The sequence below is a fragment of the Pseudomonas sp. FG43 genome (assembly GCF_057809175.1).
The window spans coordinates 109,066-115,646 of record NZ_JBMDJL010000023.1; the positions used below are offsets into that span (position 1 = coordinate 109,066).

The 6,581-nt window shown below is 54.6% G+C and carries 3 protein-coding genes; 2 read left to right on the plus strand and 1 reads right to left on the minus strand.

Annotated elements, in window-relative coordinates:
* Positions 1–192 precede the first annotated feature (192 nt).
* Positions 193–2,202 carry a hypothetical protein gene (locus ACODS3_RS22895; protein ID WP_201020595.1) on the plus strand — a complete coding sequence of 670 codons (2,010 nt, stop codon included), beginning with the start codon at positions 193–195 and terminating at the stop codon, positions 2,200–2,202.
* A gap of 127 nt (positions 2,203–2,329) precedes the next feature.
* Positions 2,330–3,742, plus strand: coding sequence for a hypothetical protein (locus ACODS3_RS22900; RefSeq protein ID WP_489036400.1), 1,413 nt, complete (start codon positions 2,330–2,332; stop codon positions 3,740–3,742).
* 47 nt (positions 3,743–3,789) lie between these two features.
* Here ACODS3_RS22900 and ACODS3_RS22905 read toward each other — a convergent pair.
* A partial coding sequence (locus ACODS3_RS22905) for an RHS repeat-associated core domain-containing protein (protein WP_489036401.1) occupies positions 3,790–6,581 on the minus strand: 2,792 nt, incomplete at its 5' end.

The window sequence follows — 6,581 nt, forward strand, 5'->3', positions numbered from 1 at the left end:
GTGAAACGAATATCGGAAGGTTTAATTCATCTGCCGGGTACTGGCAGTTCTGACAGTATCCAACTCTTCACGGGGGGCGTTTAATGGTGTTCGAGCAGGGGCGGTGTTAACAGGAGGCTCGGCCGCTCTTGAACGAATCATTCCTGCTCGCCTTATGTATACAGGTTTTTTGTTGAACTCAAGGAGAGTGAAATGTCGAATGCTCATAAAATTGCGGAAGGCATACAGAAGCGTCGCGAGTATATGCGTTCACAGGTGAAGAGAGGGGGAGGTAATCCCTCACCGGATGCCTTGCTTGATCCTGCGCTGGTAAGCGCTATTATTGCAGGCTTGCCGCCGGGGTTACTCCGTGTCAAGGATTTAGTGGGTGATCTTGATGTGCAAATTCCTTATTGGCATCTTCCGATTGTCAGTACGGGTTATGTAGATGTTGTTTTAACACTCACTAATAGTGAGGATTATATCATTTATGTCAATTCAAAGCGATTCATGGGGCCGCTGGACGCAACTGATTTTCCGCTGGAGAAGAATATTCCGCATGATAATATCCCTCATGAGGGTGTATTCACGATTGCATACGAAATTTTTACAAACGAAGGGACTAATAACAGTTCCAGTCCTCTCACTATTACGATTGACAGGACTCCGCCTTATTTCAATCCGGATCCAGCCCTTGCATTCCCCACGGCATTGATTGTCCCGGCAGACTTTATTACTGACGAGACTTTTGCGGGGGGAGTGACTGAGTTTGTCTGTACGCTGCCGGACTATCCAGGGATTACCGACGAGGACCAAGTCGTGGTGTATTGGGGGCCGGGAATGCCAGATTCGCCTAACGCTCCGAACCCAGCTTTCGGCCCGGTGGTGATCCCGGCGGACCGGAAAATTCCTATCCAGAAATCCTTTATCGAAGACAAGGTCAATGGCCCTACGCTGGCTGTGTACTGGTTGACAGACAAGGCCGGAAATGTGAGTGCCGTTTCCCAGATTACTGTAGTGGATGTGCAGCTGGGGGCGCTGCCTGCCGATCTTCAGCCACCGGAGGTTCCATTAGGGCCATTGGTGGACCTGGCCGATGCGCATATGGGTGTCACCGTGCTTGTTCCTGCGTTCAATAATCCTGCAAGTACGCTTGTTCGAGTGAAATGGGGTGGAACTGATCTGGCTCCTGTTGAGCCTGGGTCCATGCCTCGTGATGTGTATGTCACTGTGCCTTGGGGGACTCTGAAGGCTGAGTATCTGGGGCCTGGCGAAAAACCTTTGGAGGTCAGTTACCAGGTCAGTCGTGGGACGCTGTTATTCCCCGATGCACCCTTGACTCTGGGTATCGATGTTGACTTTTCGACCATTGGCCCGGGGAATCCCGATGAGCCCGACCCCGTTAATCCGACACTTGCGCAAGTGCATCTGACCGGGGCCGATGGTGGGCAGGATCACCTTACACCCTCCGACGACGGTAAGGACATTAATGCAACCACGACGTTATATACGCCTGTATTGCCTACTGAGGTATTGAAACTGTATTGGGGCACTCAGGAAACTCCGGTGTATGAGTTCACGGTAGCAAATGAAAAACCAGGGGACCCGATCAGTTTTACCATTCCCTGGACAGCCATTGAACCCCAGGCCAATAACCCGGCACTGCCGATGTATTACACCATCAACAGTGATAACGGCAATAACCCCCAGAGTTCTCCTCCTACGCCAGTCAATGTCGATGTCTTGCGGATCAGTTTCGAGCCTGCCACTTTTCCCGATGTCTTCGTGGATGATCTGGGCAACGGGACGCTTTCATGCATTTCCCTGCGCTCGGAAGATTATAACGATCCGACTGCAAAGTTTGGTTTCAGGGTGCAGATTCCAGCAGATAAAGACCTAGCCGTCGGTGATGAGGTGATTGCGGTATGGCAGGGGTATGAGCTCGATGGCACCACGGCCATTCCTGCTACCCGATTTACCCATGTTCATCCGCCGTTGAAGCAGGAGGAGGTGGACAATGGTTTCCTGTTTCTTGTGGAACCCTATGTTGATCATATCTTGCCGATCAAAAGGGGGTTTACGGAAGTTACTTATACCGTAACACCCGCGGGCGGTGGTACGCCTGTCCCGGCTAATCCAATGCCTGCGAAGCAGTATGTTTCGCTTCTTATCCCGGGTGAGGATCTAACGTGCGTAGTGCCGCCGCCAGAACCCAAACCATGAAGTGTGAGGCCGACAACTTGCGTGTCTGCGCGCAAGGGGTGTGGCCGATTATATTCCCTGGCAGGTTATATGGGAGAAACGCGATATGGATGCGACTGATTTTTTAGCGAACTTGAGCCCGCCAGTAGTGCCAGAGACTTTACCGGACATTCCGGGAGGAGAAACCAATCTTCTGCCTCTGGCGGCATTGCAAAGAGACCTGAAAGTGACATTTCCCTTATGGGGCGGAAGCGATCCAGCACCGGGCCGCAATGAAAGGGTCGTGCTGAACTGGGATGGCCGGGAAGTGGCTGTAAAGACATTCACGACGCCCATCACTGATCCAGACACTCTGTTTGCGGAGATTCCTCTGGCTGAATTGATTGAAGGTACGCACCAGTTGTTTTACAAGGTCACGCTTTCAACCGGCAACACTAACGACTCCGATCCCGTCACCCTTACCATCGACAGGACTCCTGCCACGCTTGCCGGCAATAAAGACCCGCTGGCTTTTCTTCCCGATCTGATCGGTAACAGGGTCACGGCCCGTTATCTGGAGGAGCACAACAATACACTTCCGGCCACTGTCCCCACCTATTCCCCCCATCGGCCCGGCGACACCATCAGTTGGTATTGGGAGCAGGCACCGGTTGGCTCTCTGCTGGCGGGTGAAAAGACCCTGAGCCAGGCCGATATGAGCCTGGACATCGCAATCGATGGCGATGTGATTGTTGCCGGTGGCGATGGCCAGCGGTATGCGACCTATGAAGTTCAGGACCGGGCCGGAAACCTCAGTGTATTGTCTCGCGCCGCACTGCTGACCGTTGATGCGCAGCCGATTCCGTTGCTGATGCCTTCGGTCAGGAAATCGCTGCCAGCTGGCGGTGGCAAGGGAACACTGGACCCGATGCTGGTCACGGATGGAGCCGTGGTGGTCATCCCCTCGGAAATCGATCTGCAGCCCTCCGACCTGCTCACGGTCTACTGGGCCGGTATTACTCCCGAGGCCAGCCACGTCACAACTACCCCCATCGCGGCGGGTGGTCTTGAGTATGGAATACCGGCTATCGCAGTACCCGGCAATATAGGTTCAGGCAGAGAAGTCGAGGTGTATTACACCTTGACCCATCAGGGTGGCAAGGTTGAAGAGTCCGGGAAGTACCTGCTGACCATCCTGCCGATTCCCGATGCCCGGTTTCCCCAGCCACAATGCGAACAGGCAAGCGGGACACCGGAGACACTTCGTCTTTCTGCAGTACCCGCCGGTGGAGCAGACTTCTTCACCCGGGCATGGGTGTTTATGGCCGAGAAGCAAAAGATGAATATGCGGGCAGAGGGAGTGGACAAGAATACGGGGGGCGATCTGTACTTCGATATGTTCAAGGCGCGTGAGGTAACTTCAAGTGAGATCGTTGCAGAGAGAGTCGACGCCGTGCTGGTTCGTTCGTTTCTGGAACAGTTGAAACTCAATGCAGTCTTTGCGGTATATATCGAAGTGAGTTTCGATGGAGGGTTATCGTACAGGGTGTTCAGGCCGCAGGAGTTGACATTGGTGGCTTGAGAGATCAGCCCCGACTTTTGGTCGGGGCTGACTGGTTATTTTGATTTTTATATGACTCTTAGTGCTCTGATGTTGGTAACTAATCTGCTTGGTGCACTTTCAAATGTCAAGAATCTTCCGAACCTACTGCCATTAGCTTGAAAGAACTTGAGAAGTGGTGGAATGTCTGGATCTGTAGTGCTCGGAGAAGCTTGTAATGTCGTACTGCTAGTGCTTCCCCGTCTGGAGAGTGATGCTGTAGCAGAGATGGAATCTCTCAATGGTGTTGCTGCTGGCGGTGGTGAGGGTGGAGGTGGAGGTGGAGGTGAAATGGAACTTCTGGTTGAGGCTGGTAATGATGCTGAAATTGAATTACTGGTTGAAGCTGGTAATGAGGCTGGAGGTTGAACACCTAATACGTTTGCGTTTGTGCCTTCGGGTAAGGTTAATTCAGGAAATTGAAAGGCGTTATCCCCGTTATATAAAGGGTTTTGTTGCATTCTGAAGTTGTTTGTGAGGTCAGGAAGGCTTTCGGAAGCCCTGGAGGCTGCAACAGGAGCTACTCCCTCAGGTGCTGCTTCTGACATCCCGACGGAAAACCACTTTGACTCCTTCGTAAAAAGGGTCGCCGCACCCGCCAGAGTCGATATGATCCCCAGCACAGTGCTTGTTATACCCAGCACTTTCTTGGCCTGTGTATCCGGGGTATAAGCTCCGATCCCGCCTGTCACCACCGCCGCAACCCCCGCCGTCTGGGCAACCGCGAACATGCCGAACTGCATGGTCAATGCCGGCGCAGCCACTCCACCGGTCGCAACGGTGCCAATGATCCCCAGCACCAGGCCTGCGATATTGAGCCCCAGAAACAGACCACGGGACATATGCCCGGTGGGGTCGACGAAGCCGATCGGGTCGCCCAGGCAATAGACATAAGGGTTGAGCCCGCCAGCGCCGAACGGGCTGAGGCTGTCGGGGCTATGGAAACGCATCAGTATCGGGTTATAGGCTCGGTAGCCACGGCCCAGCAGATACCAGCCGCTGACCTCATCGCGCACTTCACCATTGAAGCCCAGCAGGTTACGCATGCCATCGTCACTGCTGCGTTCCCCATAGGCGCTGTACACCGCCGTGCGCAGATCGGCCTGCTGGCTTTCGCCGAGCAGGCTTTGCTTGGCGTCGGTCATGAATAACAGGGTCTTTGCCCCATCGCCGAGGGTCTGCTGCCCCAGCGGTTGATTGTCGCCATACAGATAACAGGTGGTTTCGTTGCCCTGAATACTGCTGCTCAAGCGTTCGCCCTGATAGAAACGCAGCGCCTCGATTTGACTGCCTTGACTGACGCCAACCAGCTGGTTGTGCGAGTCATAGCGGTATTGCGCTGCCGCTGTGCCATCTGTTGCTGTTACACCCAGCAAGCGGCTCTGAGTGTCATAAGCCAGTAGCTGAGCATTTTCGTCGTGCAACAGATTGCCATCGGCGTCGTAATCCAGCGTGATGCTGGCAGGGTAGTCCGGGTGAGTGTGGGTGATGCTGACCAGTTGCGTCGGATCATCAATGGCAAAGCCGAACAATGCCTGATCGGTGCTGCCATCGATAAAGGTGCTGAGTACTGCAGTGATATTGTCCAGCGCATCGAAATCGAAATGTTGTTCGCTGATCCCGTTGCCATAACGATCCTGTGGCAGCGTTTCTCCGGTACAGGCATGCAGCACGAGGCGGCCGCGTTCGTCGTAATCGAAGGTTTCATCGAGCAATGAGCGGTCGGCGGTTTTCAGATGCCTGGACGTCAGCCTGCCGTCCTTGCGCCATGTCTGGGTAATCGTGCGGGTATCGTGGCCGCTCAGTTCAAGGGTACGCTCGGTTTCCTGTCCCTGATCGTTGTATTGCAGGCTGGTCTGTAACGTGTTGCCACTGCCTGTATCCGTCGTGAGAGTACTCTGCAACCGACCCAGGCTGGACCAGGTGAATCCGGCCTGCAACTGTCCCTGTTTCACTGACCTGGCGCGGCCGAGCTGATCGTACTCATAGACTGACGTCAGCCCGCCTGGCTCCTGGCGGCTCAACGCCCGTCCGCCAAAGGAAGCCGTATGCAGGGTTTCCCGTGTCACTCCGTCTTCCACGCGGCGTTCCGCTTTCAATCCGCCGTTCAGGTTGTAATCGAACTCGGTGCGGCTGCGACTGTTTTGCGAGGTCATCAAGGCGGCCGTCTTGAAGTCATAGGTAAAGTCGGCCTGTTCACTCTCGGCGATGGTGCGCACTGGCTGATCGCTCAGGCCCAGGCTGTATTCATAATGAATGGAGTGCCTGGCGGGAGTGATGCATTCATCCACCTGCATCTGTCCGCCCTTGTAGACCAGGGTGGTGGTACGAGGGCCGACGCTGACGTGTGTCGCGCGATTCAGTCCATCGAACCGTTGTTCACCCAGCAGGATGGATTCTGTTGCCTTGTCTGGCCTGGCGCAGATTCTTGTCGGCAAGGCATCGCTGCTGTGTAACGCATAATCCTTTTCGATCACGGTCAGGTCGGGGAGGGTGGTGCTGATGACCCGTGACAGGGCGTCGTAACCGAAGCTTGTGCTGCGTCTGAGCGCATCGACTTTCTGGATACAGCGCCCCAGGCCGTCATAGGCATAATCCGTCTGGCCTATAAGGATGTCAGCAGCATCCAGTGTTCTGGACCATTCGGGTTTGCCGAACCGGTTGCTTTTGGTTTCAGTCAGGTTACTGATCTGTGCTGGCGTATCGCTGCTCTGCACCCAGTTACGCACGGTCTTGCGTATCGGATCCGTTTCGGCAATCCGGGAAATCCCGTCCGGGCCGGTGATACTGCGCTGTTCACCCCAGTCATCGTATTGATAGG